We start from the raw sequence: 23,817 nt of genomic DNA on the forward strand, positions 1-23,817 counted from the left end.
GCGATGACACCGCTCATCGACGTGATCTTTCTGCTGTTGCTGTTCTTCATGCTGACTTCGACCTTTTCGAAATACGGTGAGATCGAGCTCAGCAACGCCACGACGGGGGGCGCATCGACGGACGCACCACAAGACCGCGCCTTTGTCCAACTGGGCGCAGATCGGCTGGTTCTAAACGGCATACCTGTCACGCTGGAGGAATTGACGGCGCAGGTAACCACCGGGCAGGTGCTTGTCAGCCTCGATCCTGACACCACGGCGCAACGGCTGGTGGATCTTCTAGTTCTGTTGCGCGGGCGCGAGGGCCTGAGCGTGCTGATGCTGGAATGATCCGCTATAGCCGCCCCCGCCGCAAACGCGACTCGACCATTGCGCTGATCAATGTCGTGTTTTTGATGCTGATCTTCTTTCTGATCGCGGGCACGGTGGCCACACCGCTGGACCCCGATCTGAATTTGGTCGACACCTCTGAATTGGACGGGCGCGAGCCGCCGGACGCGTTGGTGCTGCACCAGGACGGCACGCTCAGCTTTCGCGGAGCGCCGATAGAGCCGACAACATATATGGCCGGGCGCGACCCCGGGCCGGTGCGGATCGTGCCGGATCGCGAAGCCTCTGGCGCGCGGCTGATCGAAGTGACCGGAGAGCTGCGCCGTTTGGGTGCGGCATCCGTCTTTGTCGTGACCGAGAAGGCGCTGGAATGATCCGGGGGTCGGTCGTCATCGCGGCCCTTGCCGCGCTGCTCTCTCTGTTTTTGCACCTGATGGGGCTGAGCCTGACCGCACCCAGATTGACGCAACAGTCGGCTGACGATGGTCGAAGGGATTCAGTCGAGCTGAGCAACAGTTTCGAAGACCTTGTGGACACCATCGCCGAACCGGTTGAACCCGAACCGCCCGAGGCCCCCGAGCCCGCTGTGGAGGACCCCCCGGAACCCGCGCCCGAACCTGCTGAGATTCCGACCACCGAGGTGCATGTGGCCTCGGACGACCCGCAGAAAACTTTTTCCCCCGACACTGGCACGTCCGAAATCCTGCAGCCTGTCGCGCCCGAGCCGGTCGAGGCCGAGGCTCCCGAAACTCAGGACACCGCGGATGGCGACAAATCTGCCAGCGATGATGTGGAGGAGACCCCACCGGTCGAGGAAGCGGAGGTTGCCGAAGCGCCCGAAGGCCGCCCCGAGGCCACGGAACCGGCAGAGGAAACCCCGGCGGCACCTGAACCCACCGAGGCCGAGCAGATCGCGGCCCTGCCGGAGCCAGCAGAAAACCCCGTGCCCTCGGTTGCGCCGGTCGTGCCTTCTGAAAGTGAAACGCTTGAGGCCGATATCCCCGCCACACCGGCCGAGCCAGTGCCCGACGCTGACGAAAGCAACGAGGAACCGGAGCAGGCGCTGACGTCTTCGATCCGACCACGCCTGCCGGACCGGCTTGCGCAGCCAGATCCTCCGGCCACGCTGCGCGGGGCACGGGATTTCAGTGACCTGCGATATCCGACGCAAGAGGTTGAATCGCCCCTGACCACCTATCGGCGCCAGGGCAAGGATTTGTTCACTTCGGGCAGCAGCGGCACTCGTTCGGGTGGGCGGGGTCCCGGAAACTCGGACAGAACCAACTATGCCGGGAAAGTTCTGGTGCATCTGAACCGCGCTCCGATCGTCTACACAGCGGCGCGAGGCTTTGCGCGGGTGTTTTTCGTGATCAACCCGGACGGAACCCTGGCCTATGTCGAAGTCGTGGATACCAATGGCTCACCAGATCTTGAACGGGCGGCCAAGGCGCAGGTCCAAGCGGCTTCTCCTTTTCCGAGACCACCCGGGGGCGTTAGCCGATCGCTGTCATTTGTCTATTCCAGCAAATGAGCCGCCGGTGACTTACAGTTTCTCGAAATACAGAATGACCTCACCCAGCCGTACGCCATAGCGCGAAACATAGGCGCGGTTCAGCAGCCGATCATCACTCAGCAACCACATCCAATCGTCGAAATTTACCCGCATAGTGCCGTCTTTCACCGGCAGGTCGATCTTGTATGTCCAGTTAAACGTATCCCCGCGCTCGATCCCGCTGGCGGTCCCCAACACACCCGGAGCGGTGCCGGTCCAGCTATCCTCGCCGGTTTTGGTCAGGGTCCAGATACGTTGTTCGGTCGCGCCATCGTCATAGACGAAATCTTCAACCAGCGTCAGGGTTTCCCCATCCCATGTGCCGTCGATTTGGACCATAAAGCGGCGGGGTACATTGCCTAACACATCCTGAAACTGACCATAGGCGACGGTTTTGCCCTCAAAAAACTCCTCAAGGTTCAGTTGTCGGTCGGACAGGAAGGTCTTGGGCACGCGCGGCTTTGCCGAACAGGCGGTCAGCGCGGCCAGCCCAATGACGGCAAGAGCTGCTATCAGAAACCGGCGCGAGGTCATTGCAACGTCCTCGATTCCGCCTTGGCGTCATAGCCGTTCGATCCGCTGACATGGGCGGACTTTGCCTCGGGCGCCGGGCGCATGGTGGCAACCAACTCGGCGACCTTGATACCGAACTTCCGCATCTCGGACCGGTTCATGATCACGCCGTTTTCGGTCAGATACATCCAATCGGTGACATCCAGCGTGTGCCCGCCTGCATCCTTTGGCAGGGTGATTTTGTAGGTCAGTTTGACGGTGGAACCGGAAATGGTGCCGTGGCCTTCCCCCACGATATCGTCTGCCGTGGCGATAAACGTGTTTCCGGTGCCCAGAGTCAGGTACCACTTACGGGTCATTGTCTTGCCGTTGGAATAGGTGAAATACTCGGCCAGCGTGCCGGTATTGCCATTCCATTCGCCAACCATGCGGGCGACAAAGCTGTTCGACATCTTGCCGTTGGGCCCATAGATCAGCCCTTCGGAGAGGATCTCACCATTCAGGTTCTCCTTCATTTGGAAAGCAGGCCCGGTGCCCGTGTAGTCCGATGGCGCTTGCGACCGGAAACTCAGAAACCGGCGCTGGGCGATGATCAGGGCGAGGATGGCGAGCAGAAGGATGGCAACGACAGTCATTTGGCTGAGACCTCCGTAGGCAGCGTCAGAACCAGCCCGAACGCGCCGAGTTTCAGGATACAGGGCAGTACGGCATAGGCGAGGGTGAGTGTCCTCAACGCTTCCGTCGAATTCGCCTGCCCGGGCGTGAACCCGCTGCGCTCCAGCAGCGGCAGAGTGAAAAAAGCAGCCAGCGCAAGGCCAAGCTTGCCCGCGAAGGACCAGATGCCGAAAGCGGCCGAGGCGTTCAGCCCCGCGCGTGTCAGCACCACCGAGAACATGGCGGGCAGCACCACCATATCCGCGCCCAACGCCGCGCCCGAGGTCAGGCATATCAGCGCAAACCCGGTCAGGTTTCCGGTGGACAGCAGGGCGGCGCCGATGAAACCCGCTATCGACAGCGGCATGGCGATCATCAGAGTCTGTTTCGGGCCAATTCGGTTGCTGAGTTTGGCCCAGAGCGGCACGCTTGCCCCGGCGCTGAGGAAGAACAGGATCAGCAACGGCCCGGCTTTTCCGGGCAGTTGCAGCCGGTCTTCGACAAAGAACAGGAACAAAGTCGAGGTGATCGCAACCGGCAGGCTGTTGACCAGCGCCAGTAAGAGAAGCCGCAACGCGCCGGCCTGCCCGAGACCGGCAAAGGACAGGCTTTCACCGGTGATCGGCGCGCGACGCCACATTGGCAATGTCACGGTCAGCGTCAGGATGGCGAGCAGCCCCAAAAACAGGCCGAACGCCGGATAACCTTGCGCGCTGGCCCCGAAAGCAACGAACAGGGCCGGGGCGCTTGCGGCGAGGATAACGCCGGTCAGTTGCCCACCTTCGCGCCATGCGGCCAGCGTCATCAGCTCTTTGGGGTCAGGGCGCTTGGCCAGCGTCGCGCTGCGACCATAAAGCAGGATGGTGCCAAGGCTATAGGCCGAGAACAAAAGTACCAAAATAGACACTAACAAAGCAACACTGGCCCCCTCGGGCAAGCCAAACAACAAGGGAAACCCGATCGCCAGGCCAATTGCAGCGGCGGCTGCAAACAGCACCTGGGCGTTTGGCCAACGGTCGATAGCCCAGCCAATCAGTGGGTCCTGCACCAGATCGACAAGTCGGATCACCAGCAGAAGGGTACCGACAACTCCCAACCCTATGCCCAGATTGACGACGGCAAAGCGTGGCAGGTGGATATACAGCGGGATACCCGCCGCAGCCAGCATCAGCGCATAGAGACTGACCCTCGGATACAGCATCACTGCCCGCGCAGTTTTTGCGTAAACGCAGCTGATCGGGTGTTCTCGCCCAGGAAGACGGACATGAAGCTGCGTTTGATGCCCGGATAGGTCATCGTGCAGGTCTTGCGCCCGTTCAGCCAAAACGAGACAGCGTCCGGTCCGTCTGAGACCGCTAGGTAACGATCACCCTTGTTGACGGCTTTGAAGCAGGCCTGAAGCTGATCACGCACCGGGGCCGGGCGGCCAATGCGCGCCATTTCGTCCAAGGTTGAATCGATCAACGCCTTTTGGGTCAAGTTTCTGCGGTATTTCAGCTCCAGCCCGAAATCCTCAGTCCAGTTAAACGCGGCACCGCCCGGAGTGAACAGTTGCGCGTCGTACAGCGGGAAGCCCAGGTACCGGAACGTCGCGGTGCCACGCAGCTGGGCGTCGTCCAAAGCGTTCAGCCCGGAAGACGCTTCCAACCCGACCGGGGTCAGCACGGCAAGCGACAGAAATGCCGCGCGAAGAGTATTATATCCCGGCCGAGGCAGGGATGGCCGGACCTTTTGCAAGAATTCCATTGTCAGCTCCGAGTGTCTGCGGGGTGCCGTTCATGCGCTCGACGACATGCATCGCGCTGGCAATCCCGTCTTCGTGAAAGCCATGCCGGTTATACGCACCGGCAAACCAGGTTCGGTTCTGTCCCTGCATCTCGCGGATTTGCCCTTGTGCTCTGAGGGCGGCTTTGTCGAACACCGGATGGGCAAATTCGACCTGATCATAGATTTTATCCGCGCGAATCTCTGACGACGCGTTCAGCGTTACGAACAGCGGATCGCTGTCCGGAATGTTCTGCAAGCGGTTCATCCAATAGGTAACCCCGACATTCCCTGCTTGCGAGCGGTAGGTCCAACTGGACCAACACGCCCGACGGCGGGGCATCTGGCTTGGATCGCAATGAAGGATGGCAGTGTTGGGTTGATAACGAATAGACCCTAATGCAGCCTTTTCTGCATCGGTTGCCGCCTCACCCAGAATGGCCAGCGACTGGTCGGAATGGGTGGCGAGGATGATCTCATCAAACAGATCGGCCTGGCCCTGGCTGTGCACGGTCACACCGGTTTCATCGCGCTGGATTCGGTCGACAGGAGACGCCAGCCGGATTTCGCTGCCACGGGCGCGCAGGGCGGCGTCGATGCGGCGGACATATTCAATGCTTCCGCCTTTGACCGTGTACCACTGATGCTGTTTGACCCGACCACTGGCCAGCAGGGCGTGGTTTTTGAAAAACTGCACCAGCGAACGCGCCGGGAACTGATCCACGAACTCCACCGGGGTGGACCAGATCGCACCGCACATCGGCATCAGGTAGTTGTGGCGGAACCAATAGCCCAGGCGCAACTGGTCTACCAGCTCTCCGATTGTCGTGTCGTCATCCTGTGCAGCCTCGGGCGCCTCTTTGCTGAAGCGCAGGATGTCAGCGATCATCTTGTAATAAGCCGGGCGCGCGAGGTTGCGTTTCTGCGCCGTCAGCGTGCGCAGGTTGTTCAGCCCGTATTCGATGCGGCCATCGTCGATGGTTGCGCCAAAGCTCATCTCGGATTTCGTGACCGGCACGTTCAACTCGTCGAACAACCGCGTCAGATAGGGGTAGGTGGCATAGTTGAACACGATGAACCCGGTATCAACGGGCTGATCCCCGTTCTTGCCGGCCATCACAGTGCGCGCGTGCCCGCCTAGTCGGGGCTCGGCCTCAAACACTGTCACGTCGTTGGTTTCGGAAAGATAGTAAGCAGCCGACAGACCTGAGATTCCTGCACCTACTATTGCGATTTTCTTGCGCGCGCCGCGGGTTTCGTCGAACATGCCATCCTCTTTGTGCGACATTTTACAATAGGATACGCAGCATGTGCGGGGGTGGATCAATCAGTTTAGAAGTTTTTCTCAGATGCACTATGTCGTGAGGCTAAGTGAGGTGATCCAGCCGTTTTGCTCAGCCGTAGAACTTGCACTACAACAGATACGGCGAAGGCATGAGCAGTTTTGACGGAAAAACCTATTGGATCGTCGGCGCCAGCGAAGGGCTGGGACGGGCGCTGGCCCAAGCTATGAGCCGCGAGGGTGCACATCTGATCCTGTCCGCGCGCAATGCCGACCGTCTGGCCGAGATTTGCGGAGCGCTTCCCAATGCGCGGGCCGTGCCCTGTGATGTGACCGATCTGGACACCGTGCGCCGTGCGGCGGTTGAGGCCGGAAAGGTGGACGGGCTGGTCTACAATGCCGGGGCCTATGAGCCGATGCGCTCGGGCGATTGGGATACCGAGGCCGTTTTGGCGATGACCGAAGTGAACTATACCGGCGCGCTGCGGGTTCTGGGAGAAACAGTGCCGCGGTTTGTGCGCGAGGGCCGGGGGGATATCACGCTGATCGGGTCTCTGTCCGGCTATCGCGGTCTGCCGGCTGCGGTGGGATATGCTGCCAGCAAGGCGGCTTTGGTCTCGCTGGCGGAAACGATGCGGTTCGATCTGGCGGGCACCGGGGTGACGGTCAGGATCGTCAATCCGGGTTTCATCAAGACGCGCCTCACCGAGAAGAACAGTTTCAAAATGCCGATGCTGATGACCCCCGAAGACGCGGCAGGGCGGGTGGTCAAAGCAATGTCGCGCCGCCGCTTCCGCACCGATTTTCCGGCGCCGTTTTCCTGGGTGATACGGTTGCTGGATTACCTTCCGGACTGGCTGGTCTATCGTGGAAAATAGATCCTAATAAAGGCATTTCTAACCAAACTGCCCTTGGCAGAACCAGCCCGCCGACATGGTGTCGCCATGACCGTAGAACAGCCACAGCCGCTCTCCCTGTTCGGTCACAACAACCCAGTAATCCCGTACACCGCTGCGCCAGTTGGGGTCATCCAGCCACCATTCCGGCGCGATCCGTTCCGGGCCAGTGGCCTGCGCCAGTTGCCAATCACGCCCGCGCCAGCGAAAGGCACTGGGCACGTCCGGGGTTTCCGGGGCCATCACCGGTTCGGGCTGCCACATCTGCAAGGGGCGCGGGCGCGGTGGGGCGAGCCAGTCGCGCGCGGGTTCGGACCATGCGGCGGCCAGCGTCTGCGCGGTTTTCTCGGGGATATGCGAGGCTGCCGGGTGGCGTCGGGTGATCGCGTCCAGCCCCACTCTTGCGCCCAGCTTGCCGATCAGGTCGTCCACGGCGGTGTTACCCTCCAAACGTTCGCGGGCCACGCGGCGAGCCTCGGCATGACCAGCCACCGTGCGGGCGTGGATGGGCTCAGACTGGATCGCCTCAAGCCGCAACATGTCGATGCCATAACCTGCATCGATCTTATCGATTTTCATCTCTAACAAAGGGCGAATACGGTGTCTGTCATGGGTCGGACGGGCCAGGCCGACCTCGATGATCTCAGCCGCCTGATCGGCGCGGTGCGCCTCAAGCCGCAGGGTGCGGACGCCGCGCCCTTTCTCTTCCAGCTTGGTGCAGAGCGTTGGTAGGACCCGGTCAATGGCGGCCATCACGTCTTCAACCAGCCCGATCGGGTTGGGCAGGGTTATCCGCACCGCAAAGTGATGCGGCGGACGGGCGGGTGAGACCGGCTCGGGCGCGCTGCCCATGGCCTGATCCAGCCGCAGCACCAGCCCGCGCCCGAACCGTCGCGCCAAACTGGCACGCGGCTGGCCCAACAGATCGCCGATCCGTCGCAGACCCAGCCGGTTCAACTGCGCGACCGCCTGATCCTCCAGCCGCAGCGCCGCGATGGGCAGAGGGCTGAGTGCGCCATAGGACTGTCCCGGGGCTGCAATCCGTGCGCCGCCGCCCAGGGCCATCACCTGTGGCGCGGCCCCACCTCTGGTCCAGTGCCGCCGTTTGCCTGCCCGGGCACGGGTGGCGCGGGCCTCTTGGCTGATGGCGTCGCCATTGCGGTCGGACGTGGCCTCTTGCCCTGCGTACCGCGCCAGTGCCCAGGCCGCGCCCAGCGTATCAGCGATGCCCATCTGCACGCTCAGGCCCATATCGGCGCAGTCAATCTCAAGGACGCTCAGCAACGCCTCTTCTCCACCGAACAGATGGGCGCAGCCAGACAGGTCGACGATCAGCCCGTCCGGCGATTCCTCGGCCACCCATGGGCTGAACTTGCCCGCCCAGCGGCGTAAGGCGGTCAGAAACGCGACCTCGGCCGGGGCATTGCGAGGGCGCGTTACAAGGTTTGCGCACATGGCATGAGCGTCGCGCACCGGCTGACCCACGCGCAGACCCGCGGCTTGCGCATCCGCGTTCAGCGAGGTGATGACCTGCATGTTCGACTGCTCGGCCACCACTGCCAAAGGCCCATCCTGCAGGCCCCGCGCGGCGCGGACCAGCCGTTCAGCCCCCAGACGGGGGAACCACAGTGAGAGTATTCGGCGTTTGGGCATTGGCAGACATCAAAATGTTCCCATTTTGTTCTTATCGCAGAATCATGCCCTGAGTCTACGCTTACCCGCAGGTCAGGCGCTGAATGTTTCCGGCTCCGTTCACAAAAACATTAAGGCGGTCGATGCGATAATCCTGCGTGGCGATGTCATCCGGACCCAGAACGCGCGACCGTTCGGGCAGTTGGGCCTGAATGATCGAAACCGGCTGACCAATAGAATCCGCAAAAGCTTCGCCCTGGCAAAAGGCCAGATCAACCGGTGCTGCTTCGGGGGAAAGGCGGACGTCTTCAGGCGGGGGCGGTGTCTCGGCACAGGCGGCCAGCAGGATCAGAATTGGAATAAAACGGCGCATTGGCGTTCCTCTTTGCGGCAATGTCGTTTCTGCAATATCAAAACATTAGCCAATCTGTCACCAAAGCGCAGTTGAAAACACCCTGCGATTGACGCAGGGTCGGGTCAAATAAGACAGGGAGACAACGATATGCGTACCCGTGCCGCCGTCGCCGTTCAGGCGGGCAAACCTTTGGAAGTGATGGATGTGAACCTCGAAGGCCCCAAGGCGGGTGAGGTTCTGGTGGAAATCAAGGCCACCGGCATCTGCCACACCGATGAATTCACCCTGTCGGGCGCCGACCCCGAAGGTCTGTTTCCGGCCATTCTGGGCCATGAGGGCGCGGGTGTTGTGGTCGAGGTCGGCCCGGGCGTGACCAGCCTGAAGCCGGGCGACCATGTGATCCCGCTCTACACCCCGGAATGCCGCGAGTGTGAATACTGTCTACATCCCAAAACCAACCTGTGTCAGGCGATCCGCGAAACCCAAGGCAAGGGTCTGATGCCCGACGGAACGTCCCGGTTCTCGACGCTGGATGGCGATCCGATCCTGCATTACATGGGCTGCTCGACCTTCTCGAACCACACGGTCCTGCCCGAAATTGCGCTGGCCAAGGTGCGCGAGGACGCGCCGTTCGACAAGATTTGCTATATCGGCTGCGGCGTGACCACCGGTATCGGCGCAGTTATCAACACCGCCAAGGTGGAAATCGGCAGCCGGGCTATCGTGTTCGGTCTGGGCGGTATCGGTCTGAACGTTATTCAGGGCCTGCGTCTGGCCGGGGCGGATCAGATTGTCGGCGTGGATCTCAACCCGTCAAAGGTCGAGATGGCCACCAAGTTTGGGATGACCGATTTCGTGAACCCCAAAGAAGTCGAGGGCGATCTGGTTCCATATCTGGTCAACCTGACAAAGGGCGGCGCGGATTATACCTTTGACGCCACCGGCAATGTCGGCGTGATGCGCGATGCGCTGGAATCGGCGCATAAGGGCTGGGGTGAATCGATTATCATCGGCGTGGCACCTGCAGGGGCCGAAATCTCGACCCGTCCGTTCCAGCTGGTCACCGGTCGCTCGTGGCGCGGGACTGCATTCGGCGGTGCGCGAGGCCGGACCGACGTGCCCAAGATCGTCGATTGGTACATGGACGGCAAGATCGAGATCGATCCAATGATCACCCACACCATGGGCCTGGACGACATCAACCATGGGTTTGACCTGATGCATAAGGGTGAAAGCATCCGATCGGTGGTTGTTTACTGAAGCTTTTAACCAACGGAAACTCCGATTACGGCGGGCTGAAAGGCGCGCCGTTTCTTACTCCCCCGGCCGAGACGCCCCGGTGTCCGACCGCGGCGACCGCACCCGCAGAACTGGGGTGTTGGCCGAAGTGGTGTTGGTCCTGCTCTCGCGCCAGACCACATAGACGCCGGATGCGATGATGACGCTTGCGCCCACCGCCACCCAAATGTCCGGGCGTTCGCCAAAGAAAACCATGCCAAAAATCGTGGCCCATATGATCTGGCTGTATTGGCTGGGGGCAATAACGCCGGCGGGTGCCGCACGATAAGCCAGAATGATCAGGTGCTGGGCGATGACCGAGAACACGCCGACCAGCGCCATCATCGCCAGATGCAGCAGGGACGGAGGTTGATACACCACCGGTTGGGCCAGGCTCATCACAGCAATGGCCAGCAGCATGGGGTACAGGATCAGCACGGCCGAGCGTTCCTCATTGCCGATCTTGCGCACCAACACGGATGCGAAGGCGCTGCAGAAGGCGGCTGTGAGAGCAGCCAGATGACCCAGCGTGATATCCGTTGCCCCTGGGCGCAGAACAATCAGGACACCGATCAGGCCCACGCCGACCGCCGCCCAACGCTGGGCGCGGACGACCTCGCCCAGAATCGGGATCGACAGCACCGTGACGATCAACGGAAAAGAGAAAAGCAGTGAATAGACCTCGGCCAGCGGCAGGACCGAAAACGCATAGAAGGCGCAGACCATGGATGTTACCATCAGGGCCGAGCGCAGCAGAACCAGCCACGGGTGACGCGGCAGGAAGTTCCCGGTTGTGCGGTCGGTCAGGATTGTCACCGCCATCGGCACAAAGGAAAACAGCGTGGCGAAAAAGATGATTTGCATCACCGAGTAAGTGCCACCCAGCACCTTGATCAGCGCGTCATGGCTGGCAAAGACCGCAAAGCCCGCAAACGCATAGCCAAGGCCCCGGAGGGTGGTGTTCTGAGTGCTCATCGCTGTGGCCTCGGGTGATATGTCGGTGTGGTGGCACTATGCCGTCGCAGCGCAAAGGGGCTGTCTTGCCCCTGAGTAAACGCATTTCACCAGCCCGCATAGCCCCTAATTTATCGCTAACATCGCAAAGCTGCCATGTTGTGAGATCAACGCAGAACCGGCGGCGCGTCCTTGGGTTGGCGCGCCGATTGCACGCCCGCCTTCATTCCCACTCCGATGCGCCGAGCCAGTGCGACCCACGGGGTTGCCGTTTCCGGCGGCAGTGTCCGGGTGGCGACCTCTTCAAACAGGTCCAGCCAATGGGCGAAGAGTTCGGGTTTCACGTCGGGCCGTTCGATATGAACACGCTGCGGATTGCCGTCATAGCCGCGTTCATACAGGATGGCGTTGCGCCAGAAAGCGGCGATCTTTTCCTCATGCGCGGGCCAGTCGGTGACGTGGTTGTTGAAGACCGGTCCCAGCACGGCGTCCGCGCGCACACGAGCGTAAAAGGCGCGGACCTGTGCGTTGATCTGGTCCGGCGTGGCCGGAAAGCGTGGAGGCAGGATGGGTCTGGTCATGTAGGTACCGAATTCGACTCTGTTCTGAGCCAATATCTGGTTGAGGGGTCAAGCGACAGGCGTGGTTTTGTCGCGCGGGTCCGGCGTCAGCAGATGTCGCAGCAGGGCCACCGGATGCGCCTTCAGGCTGAGGCGGGTGGCGACGTAATCCTCGACCACCTGTTCGCCCAAGGTCATCTGCGGCAGGTAGGCTTCGGGCTCGTCCAGCGCCTCGCCCTCCAGATCTTGCGAAAACAGCGGCAGCGGTTTGGCGGTGGCAATCGCCTTGGCCTGCCATAACGCCTCGCGCCGGGTCAGGTCACAGGCGGCAAAGGCGTCGGCCTCAGCCAGCCGTTCGATCACCGAAGGGCCAAGGCCCGCACGGCGCCAGACATCGTCGACCTGATGGTAGCCGTTACCCCGCGCGGCGGTCAGCCAACTGGCGTCGTCTTCGCTCAGCCCCTTGATCTGACGAAAGCCCAGCCGCAGGGCCAGCCCGCCTTGGCCGTCGGGTTCCATCACATTGTCCCAGAAACTGGCATTGATGCAGACCGGGCGCACCTGAACCCCATGTTCGCGCGCATCGCGCACGATCTGGGCGGGCGCATAGAACCCCATCGGCTGTGAGTTCAGCAGGGCGCAGGCGAAGATGCCCGGATGGTGGCATTTGATCCAGGCGCTGGCATAGACCAGCAGCGCAAAGCTGGCCGCGTGGCTTTCGGGGAAGCCGTACGACCCGAACCCTTCGATCTGCGAGAAACAACGTTCGGCAAAGTCATCCTCATACCCGTTGCGCTTCATGCCGCGCAGGAACAGGGCGCGGAACTCGCTGACATTGCCGTGCTTCTTGAACGTCGCCAGTGACCGTCGCAACCGGTCCGCCTGTTCCGGGGTAAATCCCGCGCCGACGATGGCGATCTGCATCGCCTGTTCCTGAAACAGCGGCACGCCCAGCGTTTTGCCCAGCACCTCGCCCAGCTCGTCCGAGGGGAAGCTGACCTCCTCCTCCCCATTCCGGCGGCGGATATAGGGGTGGACCATGTCGCCCTGAATGGGGCCGGGGCGGATGATGGCGACCTCGATCACCAGATCATAGAAATTGCGCGGTCGCATCCGTGGCAGGAAGTTCATTTGCGCCCGGCTTTCCACCTGAAACACACCCACCGAGTCCGCCTTGCAGAGCATGTCATAGACCACCGGGTCCTCGGGCGGCAGAGTGGCCAGCGTATAGCTGGTCTGGTGGTGCTGACCGATCAGGTCAAACGCCTTGCGGATACAAGTCAACATCCCAAGGCTGAGCACATCAACCTTGAGAATGCCCAGACTGTCGATGTCATCCTTGTCCCAGCAGATGACCGTACGGTCCTCCATCGTGGCGTTTTCGATGGGGACGAGTTCGTCCAAGCGCCCCTCGGTAATAATGAATCCGCCGACGTGCTGAGACAGATGTCGGGGGAAGCCGTCGATCTCATAGACCAGCATTAGAGTCTGTTTCAGCCGTCGATCCTCGGGGTCGAGGCCGATTTCACGCATGCGCTGCGCTTCAAGCCCAGAGGCGGAAAAGAAGCCCCAGAGCTGCGAGGACAACGCCGAAATCGTGTCCTCGGTCAGGCCCATTGCGCGGCCAACCTCGCGAATGGCGCGCTTGCCGCGATAATGTACGACCGTGGCGCACAGGCCCGCGCGTTCGCGGCCATAGCGGTCATAGATGTGCTGGATGACTTCCTCGCGGCGTTCATGTTCGAAATCGACGTCGATATCGGGTGGTTCATCGCGCGCCTCAGAGACGAAGCGTTCGAAGACCATGGTGCCCATCTCAGGGCTGACCTCGGTGATGCCGAGGCAGAAACAGACGACAGAGTTCGCCGCCGAGCCGCGACCTTGGCAGAGGATGCCGCGCGAGCGGGCGAAATGGACGATGTCGCGGACAGTCAGGAAGTAAGGCTCGTATTTCAGCTTGCCGATCAGGGTGAGCTCATGCGCCAGCATCTTTTTTGCTTTCTCGGACGCCCCGGCGGGATAGCGCCATTTCAGCCCTTCCTGCGCCAGCCGATGCAGGCGTTCGGTCGGGGTTTCCTGCTCGCTGCCCTCGCTGGGATATTCATAGCGCAGTTCATCAAGCGAAAAGGTGAGCTGTTCGCTGAGCTCATGCGCGCGGGCAACGGCGCCCTCATGACCTTTGAAGATGCGCAACATCTCGGCCTCGGATCGCAGGCGTTGCTCGCCATTGGCCAGCGCCTCGCGGCCCAGGTCGTCGACCTTGCGGCGCAGGCGGATGGCGGTCAGGACGTCGGCCAACCTGCGGCGGCTCCCGTGATGCATCATCGGCGTGGCGCTGGCGAGGGTGAGGATGCCGAGTTGATGTGATTCCGTCTCTAATAAAGAGAAATATGCGCTATCTGCGCCATCATACCGAGGGTGCATCAGCAGATGCATCCGCCCGGCAAAGCGGCGCGTCAGCTGTTGCGCCTGTGTCCGCCACACGCTCGCGCCGCCCGGAGACCGGGTCGCTTGTGGCCAGAGCAGCAGGTGAAGGCCGTCGGAGAATTCCAGCAGGTCCGACAGGTGCAGGATGCAGTCGCCTTTCTCGGCGCGCAGGCGACCTTTGGAGAGGATGCGGCACAGGTTGCCCCAGCCCTGCCGGTTCAGGGGCAGGGCGGTGACGGCAGGCGCATCGGTGAAGATCAGCCGCGCCGCCGGGATCAGGCGGGGTACCGCGTGGATGGGGTACGAGGGCGGTTTGGGGATGTGATCGGGGCAGGGTGGGCCGATCGCGGTATTCTGCGCCTCCCACTCCAGCCGCTCGCGGACCTTGCGGGCGATCTCGCGCCCCTGGGTGTGGGCGCGGACGATCCCGGCAACCGAGTTGTCATCGGCAATCGCAATGGCGGGCAGGCCCAGAGTGACGGCACGCTCCATATACTCCTCGGGGTGCGAGGCCCCGGTGAGGAAAGTGAAGTTCGACGTAATCGACAGCTCGGCATACATGGCGATTCCCTATTATATTCACGTTTTGTTCTTTTTCGAGTCCTTTGCTGAAATTGAGGGGAAGTCCCATTCCCCAAATGGTGGCTACCGACCGAAAAACCTTCAATTGCAACGCGTGTACGCTGGCGTTCTTAGGGGCCGCTTAACCCAGACAGCGGCTGCCAGGAAAGAAGGCGAAAACTGTGCTATAATACGCCCCTCAATTTTACAGGACGATTTTGGAAGGAATTCATTATGGCCGTATCTAAGCCACAGCGAATCGTTATGCACTGGACAGCAGGGAAGTATGAAATGTCCGGTAGCGATTATGACAAGTACCACGAAGTTGTTGAGGGTGATGGAACGCGCAGGCTGTGCAAGCGCAGACCGGAAGCCAACAACAATGTGAATGACGGAGATTATGCCGCGCATGTCAGGGCCAAGAACACAGGGTCAATCGGTTTGGCAATGTGTTGTATGCAGGGTGCAAAGGAAAGGCCCTTCAAGAAAGGGAAATACCCGATGACGGAAACCCAGTTGGGTGTGTTCATCGACATGGTTGCCGAGTACGCGGAAACCTACGACATCCCGATAGATCGCCGTCATGTTCTTTCGCATGAAGAGGTTGATGTCACATTGGGTGTGCCACAGGACAAGTGGGATATCATGTGGCTGCCTCACATGGCCAAGCCCGGAGATGTCGTGGAAGTCGGCGATTTTCTGCGCGAAGGTATTTCCAGCGCTCAAAACAGAAAATTCAATGCGACCAAGCCGGTTTTCGCAAGTTTCAACGAGGATGATTTAATCGACAAGATCGTTGCAAGGATCAAGACGGAACTCGCCTGATTGCAATCCGCGCTGATGATCTCAGCAACGGGATGTGAGCGTCATAACTTGACCCTATGCATTCCCCGGCGCGGCTGGTCCTGATCATCCGCCGGGGCATCCTCAGCGCGGGCAGAGGTCAGCGCAAGGAACACGTCCTCAAGGTCTGCTTCCTCGGTACGGACGTCGCGGATACGGATATTTGCGGTGCGAACGGATTGCAGCACCTGCTCGGCGCTGGTCTGGGCGCTGCGGTATTGCAGCACCAGACTGCCATCATCACGCAGGGTGGCTTCGACGCCCTCGGTTACGGGCAGATCGGTGATCGGGCTGTCCGGGGCGATCACCATGGTGCGGCTGTCCATGCGGCCCAGCAGGTTGGCAGTGCTGTCCTGTGCGATCTTTTCGCCATGGTTGATGATTGCGATCTCGTCACACATCTCCTGCGCTTCCTCCAGATAATGGGTGGTCAGGATGATGGTCATGCCCTGTTCGTTCAGCTTGCGCACATTGGTCCAGAGCATCTGACGCAACTCGATATCCACGCCCGCCGTGGGTTCGTCCAGCACAAGGATCCGCGGGTGATGCACCAGCGCCTTGGCTAGCAGCAACCGCCGTCGCATGCCCCCGGACAGGGTCCGGGCATAAGCCTCGGCCTTGTCGCTGAGGCCGACCAGTGCGAGAATCTCATCGCTGCGGCGCTGAGCCTTGGGAACGCCATACAGGCCGGCCTGAACCTCCAGCGCGCCACGAGGAGTGAAGAACGGGTCAAGGTTCAGCTCTTGTGGCATGACGCCGATTGCAGCGCGGGACTGGCGCGGGTTCTGATCCTGATCGAAACCCCAGATTGACACCTTGCCCGCAGATTTCACCACCAGCCCGGCCAGAATATTGATCAGGGTCGACTTCCCGGCCCCGTTCGGCCCCAGCAGGCCAAACACCGAGCCACGCGGAACGGTCAGGTCAATGCCTTTCAGCGCGTGTTTCTCGGGTTGGCCTTTGCCGCCCCGATAGGTCTTGCGCAGCCCGTCGATCCTGATTGCCGCATCACGCATGTGACCCTTGCCCCCGGTTTGCTCATCGCTCATAAACGCACCTATTACATGCCCGCGAGGCCGACAACCGAAGAAGGATCGCAAGCCGTGACAATCGAAGCGCCGGAAACAAAGATCGTCGAAACCGCCCGTGTTGCCTGTGATGGCGGCGAAGGCGCATTGGGCCATCCGCGCGTCTGGTTGCAGATCCCCGAGGATACCGGCTGGGTCGAGTGCCCCTATTGCGATTGCAAATACGTGCTGGCTGGGACCGAGGCCGAAGTCTGATACAGTGACATGTTGCCTGCTGGATTGTGATCCGTCAAAGCCCGCAGGTGTTTTGTGATTCAGGACGGCGCGGAGGCTGGATGCTCTTTTCACTGCAGCTCTTGCAGTTATCCGATCAGGACCTTCTGGCAAAAGGCGGCCACAGAAACGTGTATGCCTGCCCGGGCCAGCCAGAGCTTTTGATCAAGGTGACACGGCCGCGCACGCGCCCGAATCGTTCCTTCTCCAAGCGGTTGATACGGCGCATCCTGCCGGATTCGGCCTTTCGAAACGCGCTGAAAGAGCTTGAATGCGAAATGAAGGCGGCGCTGAAAAGCGGTGGTGATATCGCCCATCTGCCCTTGGCGCGGTCTTTTGGCGTGGTGCAGACGGATGTCGGGCCGGGGGTTGTGGTTGAACGGATACAATCCGAGGACGGGGAACTTGCGCATCACCTGTTGTGGATGAGCAAGCATCACTTGCTGAACGACGAGACCCTGGCCGACCTCAACAGTTTTGTGCAGAAGCTGTTCGAGTTTCAGATCGTGGGCCGGGACATTCACGAACAGAACATTGTCTACGGTGTTCGCAACGGGGCCCGGATGTTCCTCCTGATCGACGGGTACGGAGAGCGCAACCTCATCCCGCTGCGATCGCTGAGCCGCCGGTTGAACGACCGTTCGCTGAACAAGCAGATGCAACAGATCGCCGAGCGCACCGATTTGCATTGGGACAAGACGCTGCAGGTATTCAGCAAGGCCTGAACTGCGCGCGCCCAGAGACTGCGCGGCGCCGAGCGTAAGATCCGAAAGGCGCAAGTGCCCCGAACCGTTTCATAGACGGATGACGGGGCTTGGGTTAGAGTTTTACGACTATTTTTTGACAGTCAAGTTGGAGTTTATTGAGATGAGGCGTTTTTTGAGCGCAGCGTTTTGCGTGTTATTTTCGACAACAGCCTATTCGCAACAGATTGTGCAACCAACCGGGCCAGCCATCACTGATACCGGGTGCCTGGTCAAAGGTCTAAACCCGAATGGAGACGGATTTCTGGCACTGAGGACCGGGCCAGGTACGTCATACCAACAGATCGGTAGCCTCAGGAATGGTGACGCGGCCTATGTTCGTGCCTGCGACGGGAAATGGTGTTACGTTGAAAACGGTGCGATCAACAACGTCGAATCTCAATTTCGGGGCTGGATACATACCGGGTGGTGCGAGTTCTATCCCTGAGCCCGGATCAAGGCCGACTGAGGCCTGACCCGCAAGATCTCCTACTGGTATCCGCCTGCGTTCCATGGCAGGACGGACATACCTAAAAGACAGGAGCACGGGCATGAGTGGGTTTGGAAAAGGCTGTCACCTGCATCTTATCGACGGATCGGCCTTTATTTTCAGAGCTTATCATGCGCTGCCGCCTCTGACGCGGAAATCCGACGGGTTGCCGATCGGAGCCGTGTCCGGGTTCTGTAACATGCTGCAGAAATATGTCGAAGGGAATGCGGGGCCGGATGCGCCGACCCATGTGGCGGTGATCTTTGACAAAGGCTCGCACACGTTCCGAAATGATCTCTATGACCTCTACAAGGCAAACCGCGAGGCGATGCCCGAGGACCTGCGCCCGCAGATGCCGCTGACCCGCGAGGCGACGCGCGCCTTCAACATCGCCTGCAAAGAGCTTGAGGGCTATGAGGCCGACGACATTATCGCCACTCTGGCCGTGCAGGCGCGTGAGGCGGGGGGCCGGGTGACCATTGTCAGTTCCGACAAGGATTTGATGCAGCTGGTCGGCGATGGCGTGGAAATGCTGGACGCGATGAAGAACAAGCGCATTGACCGGGACGGCGTGTTCGAGAAATTCGGTGTCGGGCCGGAACGGGTGGTCGACGTGCAGGCCCTGGCCGGGGACTCGGTCGACAATGTGCCAGGGGCTCCGGGGATCGGAGTCAAGACGGCGGCCCTGCTGATCAACGAGTATGGCGACTTGGAAACGCTGCTGGATCGCGCCGAAGAGATCAAGCAACCCAAGCGGCGCCAGACCCTGATCGAAAAACGCGACCAGATCGAGCTGTCGAAGAAGCTGGTGCAGTTGGATGAGCAGACGCCGCTGGATTTCACCCTGGACGATCTGGAGGTAAAAGACCCCGAGCCAGACACCCTGCTGGGTTTTCTGGCCGAGATGGAGTTCCGCACCCTGACCAAGCGCATCGCTGACAAGCTTGGGGCCGAGGCTCCGGTGATTGCTGATGCACCCGCCCCTGTTGCCGAGGTCGAAGAGGCCGAAGCGCTGCCATTCGATACGTCGAAATACGAATGTGTCCGCGATGCTGGCGCGCTGCAGAAATGGATCGATCAGACCTATGAGCGCGGCTGGGTGGCCGTGGACACTGAAACCACTGGCCTGAACGAGATGATCGCCGATCTGGTGGGGATTTCGTTGTGTGTTGAGGCCGGGGAAGCCTGTTACATCCCGCTGACCCACCGCGATGGAGCGGTGGATGACCTGTTCGGCTCGGATGCGCTGGCCGAGGGGCAGATGCCGCTGGATGAGGCTCTAACCTTGCTGAAACCGATGCTTGAGGACCCGTCGATCCTGAAGATCGGGCAGAACATGAAATACGATGCCAAGATCTTTAAGCGATATGGCGTTGATGTGGCCCCGATCGATGACACGATGCTGATGTCCTACGCCATGCATGGCGGTGAGCACGGGCACGGCATGGATACGTTGTCCGAACGTTATCTGAGCCACACGCCGATCCCGATCAAACCGCTGCTGGGCTCGGGCAAGTCGGCCATCACCTTTGACAAGGTGCCGATTGATGAGGCGACCGCATATGCCGCCGAAGATGCGGATATCACCCTGCGCCTGTGGAAACTGTTCAAGCCGCAACTTCATCAGGTGCAGGTGACGACGGTGTATGAAACACTTGAACGCCCCTTGGTGCCGGTTCTGGCCGAGATGGAGATGCACGGCATTAAAGTCGACCGCGATGTTCTCAGCCGGATGTCGAACGCCTTTGCGCAGAAAATGGCCGGATTAGAGGTTGAAATTCACGAACTGGCCGGTGAGAGTTTCAACGTCGGCTCGCCTGCACAGCTGGGTGAGATCCTTTTCGACAAGATGGGGCTGGAGGGCGGCAAGAAGGGCAAGACCGGGAAATACTCGACCGGCGCGGATATTCTGGAAGATCTCGCGACCGAGCACGAGTTGCCGCGCCGGGTGTTGGATTGGCGGCAGCTGTCCAAACTGAAATCGACCTACACCGACGCTCTGCAGACCCATATCAACCCGGATACGGGCCGGGTGCATACGTCTTATTCGATTACGGGGGCGAACACGGGGCGTCTGGCCTCGACCGATCCGAACCTGCAGAACATTCCGGTGCGCACCGAAGAGGGCCGCCGCATTCGCGAGGCCTTCATTGCCGAGCCGGGTAATGTGCTGGTCAGTCTCGACTACAGCCAGATCGAGCTGCGTATTCTGGCGCATATCGCCGATATTCCGGCGCTGAAACAGGCTTTTGCGGATGGACTGGACATTCACGCAATGACCGCGTCCGAGATGTTCGATGTGCCGCTGGACGAGATGACACCGGACATCCGCCGTCAGGCCAAGGCAATCAATTTTGGCGTGATCTACGGCATCTCGGGCTTTGGTCTGGCGCGCAACCTGCGTATTCCACGGGCCGAGGCACAAGGCTTCATCGACCGATATTTCGAACGCTTCCCAGGCATCCGGAAATACATGGATGACACTGTCGCCTTCGCCAAGGAGCATGGCTATGTGCAGACCCTGTTCGGGCGGAAAATCCACACGCCCGAGATCAATGCCAAGGGACCGCATGCTGGCTTTTCGCGCCGGGCGGCTATCAATGCTCCGATCCAGGGCACGGCGGCGGACGTGATCCGGCGCGCGATGGTGCGGATGCCGGACGCGATCAACGGGCTTCCGGCAAAGATGCTGCTGCAGGTGCATGACGAATTGCTGTTCGAAGTGGCCGAAGGCGCGGTGGATCAGGTGATTGACGTAGCGCGCGACGTCATGGAAGGCGCGTCAGATCCCGCGGTGAAGCTAGATGTGAAGCTGAGCGTCGATGCCGGGAGGGGCGCGAACTGGGCTGAGGCGCACTAGGGGGCGCTGCTCATCAGGCACGACGGGCCCTCTTTGCAGCGGGTCAGTCCTGTGGACTGACCATGCGGTTCACCAGCCGTTGTACTGAAGGGCCAAACAGCAGGATGACGGTGAAGGCGATGGGCCAGCTGAAGGCCCAGGACGCCATCCAGTCGCTGACGGTGTTGGGGCCAAGTCCAATGGCTTTCACGGTCGCGATGCCGGTCACGATGCAGGACATCAGGCCGGACATGATCAGACTGAACAAGGCGCGGGAATAGCGGGCAGAAATCATTTAGGGCATCCTGAGGGTCGTGATGTTCCTGATGTGCTGTATTTTCCGTCAAAAGGCCAGAGCTAGACCTGCAACCAGCCAAGACTGTCGGGGGTTCGGGGTGTTGAGGGTGTGTATTCGGCACTGACCCAGCCGGAATAGCCCGCGGCATCCATAGCGGTAAACAGACGGCCAAAATCCGTTGGCCCGCGCCCCGGTTCACATCGGTCCGGGGCAGCTCCGATCTGGGCATGGACGACCCGAGGGTGAAAGCGATCCCAAATCGCCTGCGCATCGCCGTGGATCATATGGGCGTGGAAACTGTCAAATTGCAGCCCGACATTCGGGCGGTTTACGGAGTCCAGCACCTGCGCTGCCAGATCGTAGTCGTTCAGGAAATAGCCGGGCTGCGTCACCGGATTCAGTGGCTCGATCGAGAATTGCTGCTGCGGGGCGAAATCGGCGGCCAATTGCAGGTTGCGCACGAAGCTTTCCTGCGCATCCGGCCCGGATGCATAGCCCGCCATGATGTGGATCAGCCCGGGCTTCAGCTTATCGGCATAGCGCAGCACGCGGCGGACATCGGACTGGAACCGCGCCTCGCCGCCCGGAACGGCGGCATAGCCGGGCTCGCCGCCAGTGTAGTTGGGCGGCGGGGCATTGATCAGCACCAGTTCGAGCCCATTGGCCAGCAGGGCGCGGCGGGTTTCCTTGGCGGCCAGTTCGTAGGGAAACAGGATTTCGACCGCATTGAACCCGGCCTCGGCTGCCGCCTGAAAGCGCTCAAGATAGGGAAGCTCGGCAAAGAGCAGGGAAATATTGGCGGCAAATCTGGGCATGGGCGGTCTCGGGTTGTTGCTGGCCAGAACTTAGCCGGGGGGTGATTTGGGCGAAAGAGGATCAAAAACGACAGATTGTCGAAAATCGACCAGAACGACCAGCGCAAATCAGAGACGTTCCGAATTATACGGCGAATCATTTCAACGACGCCGTGCCAACAGAAGGTAAGAACCCCATGGCAATGAGTCCTGACCCCGTGCGCGGGAACACTCTCCCTGTGTCTGCTGGAGGCAATTCCGCTTTGTCCGGCAATGGTTTGGCCGTCGCCTCGATGTTGACATGGGCAGCAGGGTTCCCGGCGGCCGAAGTGCTGCTGCAGAGTTGGCCTCCGATCGCGTTGTTTGCCGCACGGCTGGCGCTGGCGGTGGCGGTCATGCTGCCGATCTGGTTCATTATCGACGGGTCGGACCGTGTCTTGCGGGCGCGCTGGGGACATGCGTTATTTGTTGGCGGAATGCTGGGCGCGGGCATGTTCCTGATCATTCTGGCGCAAAAGATGACCGATCCGGTGACCGTGGCCATCATTGCCTCGTGCGCGCCGCTGTTTGCGACGCTCATCGAGCTGGCGACGGGAACACGGCGGTTGCGGTGGAACTTTGCCTTCGGCGTGATCGTTTCGATTGTTGGCGGTCTGATCGCTACCAGTGCAGTGGCACCGGCGCAATTGGGGTTAGGAGCGGCCTGTGCCATCGTGTCCACCGGGTTGTTCTGTTGGGCCTGTATGGCGACCGCGCGGGACTTTCCCGAACTCAGTCAGACAGGGCGCAGCACCATTACCTTTGCGGGTGGACTGGTGGTTGCGTTGCTGCTGTTTTTCGGGGCCGGTCAATTGGGGCTGGAGGTCATGCCGAGCGCTCCGATTGACGTCCAGCAGATCGGTATGTTGGGGATCTACGCGCTCGTGGCGATGGGCGTGAGCCAGGTTCTGTTCATCTCATCGGTCGGACGGTTGGGGGTGGCGCTGGCCTCGTTCCATATCAACATCGCGCCGTTTTACGTGATGGTGATCATGCTGGTGCTGGGGGACGATTGGAACTGGACCCGCGCGCTGGGCGCCGGGATCGTTGCGGTGGCGGTTGTGCTGGCGCAGGATCGCAAGGTTGCAAACCCCGCTTAATCCGGCAGGTCATCGGACTTGATGAGGGGATAAAACTGCCCGCCGGACCGCACGCCGAACCAATCGCCACTGTGTTCGGCGATGTCCACGAGACGATAGAAACTCTTGCGGTCGATCCGCGCCTCCAGGTTTGCGCGAACCAATATGTAGGGTGAAGGCTCATCTGTTTCGGGGTCGATGACAATACGGATTGGGTGATCCGGTCCGGCCACCGCCGTGTCACCGACATGGGTGGAAAAGCGCAGGTTTTGGGCCTCACCTTCGCCCTCGATGTCGAAATCAACGGCCACAAAGGGGGCATCCTCGACCGTGATTCCCACCTTTTCGACCGGAGTCACCAGATAGTATTTCCCATCTTCTTTCTTAAGAATTGAAGAAAAAAGCTTCACAAGCTCGAACCGGTTGATGGGCGAGCCTAGATAACTCCAAGTACCATCTTTTGCGATCCGGATGTCCAGATCGCCGCAAAACGGAGGATTCCACAGGTGAACGGGGGGCAATCCCCTGGTTTTGGCCGCTTTGACTGATGCGGCAAGGCCATCAGGTGAAGGTGTCACAGGTTTTTGTCCGCTCATTGCTTTTGCCATTTCCTCTCAGCGCGATACACTTCAA

General features: G+C 60.5%; 25 protein-coding genes. 11 read left to right on the plus strand and 14 right to left on the minus strand.

Annotation, left to right across the window (positions count from 1 at the left end):
• The first annotated feature begins 3 nt into the window (after positions 1 to 3).
• From ACR0IM_RS11735 to ACR0IM_RS11745, 3 genes are read left to right on the plus strand one after another with little or no spacing between them, the layout of a single operon-like run.
• Positions 4 to 330, plus strand: a complete 327-nt coding sequence (locus ACR0IM_RS11735) for a biopolymer transporter ExbD (protein WP_480682003.1) — start codon at positions 4 to 6, stop codon at positions 328 to 330.
• Entirely contained in the window at positions 327 to 704 is a 378-nt protein-coding gene (locus ACR0IM_RS11740) for an ExbD/TolR family protein (RefSeq protein ID WP_480592264.1), read from the plus strand. The genes ACR0IM_RS11735 and ACR0IM_RS11740 overlap by 4 nt, the downstream gene beginning before the upstream one ends.
• The gene (locus tag ACR0IM_RS11745; protein WP_480682004.1) at positions 701 to 1,861 is read left to right on the plus strand and encodes an energy transducer TonB family protein; all 1,161 of its coding nucleotides are present in this window, start codon (positions 701 to 703) and stop codon (positions 1,859 to 1,861) included. The genes ACR0IM_RS11740 and ACR0IM_RS11745 overlap by 4 nt, the downstream gene beginning before the upstream one ends.
• 12 nt (positions 1,862 to 1,873) lie before the next feature.
• Here ACR0IM_RS11745 and ACR0IM_RS11750 read toward each other — a convergent pair whose 3' ends face one another.
• The 5 genes from ACR0IM_RS11750 to ACR0IM_RS11770 are packed head-to-tail and all read right to left on the minus strand — an operon-like array spanning position 1,874 to position 6,080.
• On the minus strand, positions 1,874 to 2,416 hold the full coding sequence (locus ACR0IM_RS11750) for a DUF3833 domain-containing protein (RefSeq protein WP_480682005.1): 543 nt from the start codon (positions 2,414 to 2,416) through the stop codon (positions 1,874 to 1,876).
• The gene (locus ACR0IM_RS11755) at positions 2,413 to 3,030 is read right to left on the minus strand and encodes a DUF3833 domain-containing protein (protein WP_480682006.1); all 618 of its coding nucleotides are present in this window, start codon (positions 3,028 to 3,030) and stop codon (positions 2,413 to 2,415) included. Before ACR0IM_RS11755 ends, ACR0IM_RS11750 begins: the two co-directional genes overlap by 4 nt.
• The gene (locus ACR0IM_RS11760; protein ID WP_480682007.1) at positions 3,027 to 4,250 is read right to left on the minus strand and encodes an MFS transporter; all 1,224 of its coding nucleotides are present in this window, start codon (positions 4,248 to 4,250) and stop codon (positions 3,027 to 3,029) included. Before ACR0IM_RS11760 ends, ACR0IM_RS11755 begins: the two co-directional genes overlap by 4 nt.
• Positions 4,250 to 4,795 (minus strand): hypothetical protein, encoded by a 546-nt coding sequence (locus ACR0IM_RS11765; protein ID WP_480682008.1) that lies wholly within the window; start codon positions 4,793 to 4,795, stop codon positions 4,250 to 4,252. Before ACR0IM_RS11765 ends, ACR0IM_RS11760 begins: the two co-directional genes overlap by 1 nt.
• A complete protein-coding gene (locus ACR0IM_RS11770; protein WP_480682009.1) occupies positions 4,746 to 6,080 on the minus strand; it encodes an NAD(P)/FAD-dependent oxidoreductase in 1,335 nt (444 codons plus the stop codon). The genes ACR0IM_RS11765 and ACR0IM_RS11770 overlap by 50 nt, the downstream gene beginning before the upstream one ends.
• A 167-nt stretch (positions 6,081 to 6,247) precedes the next feature.
• Here ACR0IM_RS11770 and ACR0IM_RS11775 point away from each other — a divergent pair, with 167 nt between their 5' ends.
• Positions 6,248 to 6,973: an SDR family NAD(P)-dependent oxidoreductase gene (locus ACR0IM_RS11775; RefSeq protein WP_480682010.1), complete on the plus strand. Its 726-nt coding sequence runs from the start codon at positions 6,248 to 6,250 to the stop codon at positions 6,971 to 6,973.
• A gap of 18 nt (positions 6,974 to 6,991) precedes the next feature.
• Here the strand turns inward: ACR0IM_RS11775 and ACR0IM_RS11780 are convergent, their stop codons facing one another.
• Complete coding sequence (locus tag ACR0IM_RS11780) at positions 6,992 to 8,644, minus strand: DUF6504 family protein (RefSeq protein ID WP_480682011.1); 1,653 nt, start codon at positions 8,642 to 8,644, stop codon at positions 6,992 to 6,994.
• Between the two features lie 61 nt (positions 8,645 to 8,705).
• Positions 8,706 to 8,996 (minus strand): I78 family peptidase inhibitor, encoded by a 291-nt coding sequence (locus tag ACR0IM_RS11785; protein WP_480682012.1) that lies wholly within the window; start codon positions 8,994 to 8,996, stop codon positions 8,706 to 8,708.
• A gap of 129 nt (positions 8,997 to 9,125) precedes the next feature.
• Here ACR0IM_RS11785 and ACR0IM_RS11790 point away from each other — a divergent pair, with 129 nt between their 5' ends.
• Positions 9,126 to 10,238, plus strand: a complete 1,113-nt coding sequence (locus tag ACR0IM_RS11790; protein WP_480592287.1) for an S-(hydroxymethyl)glutathione dehydrogenase/class III alcohol dehydrogenase — start codon at positions 9,126 to 9,128, stop codon at positions 10,236 to 10,238.
• Between the two features lie 54 nt (positions 10,239 to 10,292).
• On the opposite strand, the gene ACR0IM_RS11795 is transcribed toward ACR0IM_RS11790, so the two are convergent.
• From ACR0IM_RS11795 to ACR0IM_RS11805, 3 genes are all read right to left on the minus strand, one after another.
• Positions 10,293 to 11,231, minus strand: a complete 939-nt coding sequence (locus tag ACR0IM_RS11795; protein ID WP_480592289.1) for a DMT family transporter — start codon at positions 11,229 to 11,231, stop codon at positions 10,293 to 10,295.
• Between the two features lie 146 nt (positions 11,232 to 11,377).
• A complete protein-coding gene (locus tag ACR0IM_RS11800) occupies positions 11,378 to 11,791 on the minus strand; it encodes a group III truncated hemoglobin (RefSeq protein WP_480682013.1) in 414 nt (137 codons plus the stop codon).
• A 48-nt stretch (positions 11,792 to 11,839) separates the two neighbouring features.
• Entirely contained in the window at positions 11,840 to 14,758 is a 2,919-nt protein-coding gene (locus tag ACR0IM_RS11805) for an error-prone DNA polymerase (protein ID WP_480641255.1), read from the minus strand.
• A 234-nt stretch (positions 14,759 to 14,992) separates the two neighbouring features.
• Here ACR0IM_RS11805 and ACR0IM_RS11810 point away from each other — a divergent pair, with 234 nt between their 5' ends.
• Positions 14,993 to 15,583 (plus strand): peptidoglycan recognition protein family protein, encoded by a 591-nt coding sequence (locus tag ACR0IM_RS11810; protein WP_480641254.1) that lies wholly within the window; start codon positions 14,993 to 14,995, stop codon positions 15,581 to 15,583.
• Between the two features lie 41 nt (positions 15,584 to 15,624).
• On the opposite strand, the gene ACR0IM_RS11815 is transcribed toward ACR0IM_RS11810, so the two are convergent.
• On the minus strand, positions 15,625 to 16,617 hold the full coding sequence (locus ACR0IM_RS11815) for an ABC transporter ATP-binding protein (protein ID WP_480592566.1): 993 nt from the start codon (positions 16,615 to 16,617) through the stop codon (positions 15,625 to 15,627).
• Between the two features lie 87 nt (positions 16,618 to 16,704).
• Between ACR0IM_RS11815 and ACR0IM_RS11820 the strand changes: the two genes are divergently transcribed.
• The 4 genes from ACR0IM_RS11820 to polA all read left to right on the plus strand — a co-directional run bounded on the left by ACR0IM_RS11820 (position 16,705) and on the right by polA (position 20,995).
• Positions 16,705 to 16,884 (plus strand): zinc-finger domain-containing protein, encoded by a 180-nt coding sequence (locus tag ACR0IM_RS11820; protein ID WP_480592295.1) that lies wholly within the window; start codon positions 16,705 to 16,707, stop codon positions 16,882 to 16,884.
• Between the two features lie 80 nt (positions 16,885 to 16,964).
• Complete coding sequence (locus tag ACR0IM_RS11825) at positions 16,965 to 17,627, plus strand: YrbL family protein (protein WP_480592297.1); 663 nt, start codon at positions 16,965 to 16,967, stop codon at positions 17,625 to 17,627.
• A 142-nt stretch (positions 17,628 to 17,769) separates the two neighbouring features.
• Positions 17,770 to 18,093, plus strand: coding sequence for an SH3 domain-containing protein (locus tag ACR0IM_RS11830; RefSeq protein WP_480682014.1), 324 nt, complete (start codon positions 17,770 to 17,772; stop codon positions 18,091 to 18,093).
• A gap of 103 nt (positions 18,094 to 18,196) precedes the next feature.
• The gene (gene polA, locus ACR0IM_RS11835) at positions 18,197 to 20,995 is read left to right on the plus strand and encodes a DNA polymerase I (RefSeq protein ID WP_480682015.1); all 2,799 of its coding nucleotides are present in this window, start codon (positions 18,197 to 18,199) and stop codon (positions 20,993 to 20,995) included.
• Positions 20,996 to 21,038: 43 nt separating this feature from the next.
• Here polA and ACR0IM_RS11840 read toward each other — a convergent pair whose 3' ends face one another.
• A complete protein-coding gene (locus tag ACR0IM_RS11840; protein ID WP_480641251.1) occupies positions 21,039 to 21,269 on the minus strand; it encodes a DUF2798 domain-containing protein in 231 nt (76 codons plus the stop codon).
• 62 nt (positions 21,270 to 21,331) lie between these two features.
• Positions 21,332 to 22,087, minus strand: a complete 756-nt coding sequence (locus ACR0IM_RS11845) for a hydroxypyruvate isomerase family protein (protein WP_480682016.1) — start codon at positions 22,085 to 22,087, stop codon at positions 21,332 to 21,334.
• Between the two features lie 176 nt (positions 22,088 to 22,263).
• Between ACR0IM_RS11845 and ACR0IM_RS11850 the strand changes: the two genes are divergently transcribed.
• Positions 22,264 to 23,205: a DMT family transporter gene (locus ACR0IM_RS11850; RefSeq protein WP_480592307.1), complete on the plus strand. Its 942-nt coding sequence runs from the start codon at positions 22,264 to 22,266 to the stop codon at positions 23,203 to 23,205.
• Here ACR0IM_RS11850 and ACR0IM_RS11855 read toward each other — a convergent pair.
• Positions 23,202 to 23,780, minus strand: a complete 579-nt coding sequence (locus ACR0IM_RS11855; protein ID WP_480592310.1) for a DUF1285 domain-containing protein — start codon at positions 23,778 to 23,780, stop codon at positions 23,202 to 23,204. The two genes, ACR0IM_RS11850 and ACR0IM_RS11855, sit on opposite strands and share 4 nt — an antisense overlap.
• Positions 23,781 to 23,817 lie beyond the last annotated feature (37 nt).

It is taken from the genome of Ruegeria sp. BF6 (assembly GCF_056538665.1).